Origin of the sequence: Gilliamella sp. Choc6-1 (assembly GCF_001690385.1) — a bacterium.
GTDB classification, from domain to species: Bacteria; Pseudomonadota; Gammaproteobacteria; order Enterobacterales; family Orbaceae; genus Gilliamella; species Gilliamella apicola_A.
Genome location: NZ_LZHI01000007.1, coordinates 1 through 1,172 on the forward strand (window position 1 = coordinate 1; position 1,172 = coordinate 1,172).

Consider the following 1,172-nt stretch of genomic DNA (forward strand, 5'->3'; position numbering starts at 1 on the left):
ACGGCAGGTGGGCGATGGTTGCATTATTCGGGTATGTTAAATAAAAATAGAGGTGGCGGTGATGTAGCTTCATCCCACTAAATGAACTTGGTTTTTTAAAGATCATAAAGGTGTCAATGCCCGACATCGCAACCAAATAGTCATTTACCGACTGCCCAAAACCCACAAATGCCTCTTGCTCTTCGTGATAAGCGCCATACCCTAAATAGGCAAACTCTTCTTGCACCCCAAAATAACAGCGGTTTAACCAGTGATCGATAGGCGTAAAATTATCGTATTTTTTGCTATAAGCAATTAGATATAAACCTACTAGTGATAAAATAACACCGCCACCTATTAGCATAGAAGAACTAGCAAGTAATAATACAGTACCAATCCCTATAAAAATAGAACCAAATAGTCTTTTATAGAAATATGAAGAATCCTCCATATTCCACATCCCCAAGGCACTTTTTAACTCGCCTAAGGCTTCAAAAATAGTTATAGCGGCAAAGGCTTTGGCTACGGTTTTAGAAATCAAGGTATTTAACATCAGTCTGGCTTTAATTTCAGGTACTAATGTGCCCGAAACCGTTGAGCGCATCGCTTTAACTAGCTGCATTTTTAATTTGATGTCACGGTATAAAGCCACGCTATCAACACTTAATAACGCTAACGAGCCTAAGTCAATCGCCAGTTGGTGCATTTTTTTATCTTGGCTTTCACCTTCTTTAACGGTGTCCCACGCTTTTAGGTTATCGTGAATATTTAACATGCTGATAACGCCCATTATTGCATTGACACCATAGCTAAGTTTAACTGCTTTAGCACTTTGACGAGTTATTTTTACTTGTTTATGCGTTGACAGTTTTTCTTCAATTTTCGCTTTTTCCATTTCGCTTTGATTCATCGCTTCGATTTCGCGATTTATCTCACGCTGTTTGATTTTGTCTTCTCGTTTATTCTCATTCGACTGGTGAATCGCTTCGTCGTTGCGGGATTTTTGTTGATTGACCATGTCAATTTTGCGTTGTAATACGGTTGTACGATTGACCAAGGTGACATAACCCGCCATTTTGCTAGTTAAAAAGTTTTTAAAATCATAAGGGTTAAGTATCTCTTTATTTTTTAGATAGCTAACCACTATCCCTTTACTAAACTCATCTGGAAAACAGAGCGTAAAGGTAAACTTT

The 1,172-nt window shown here is 38.1% G+C and carries 1 protein-coding gene; it reads right to left on the bottom strand.

Annotation, left to right across the window (positions count from 1 at the left end):
• Positions 1-1,172, bottom strand: a 1,172-nt coding sequence (locus A9G36_RS10070; RefSeq protein ID WP_176700998.1) for a hypothetical protein, incomplete at both ends; no start/stop codon positions are given.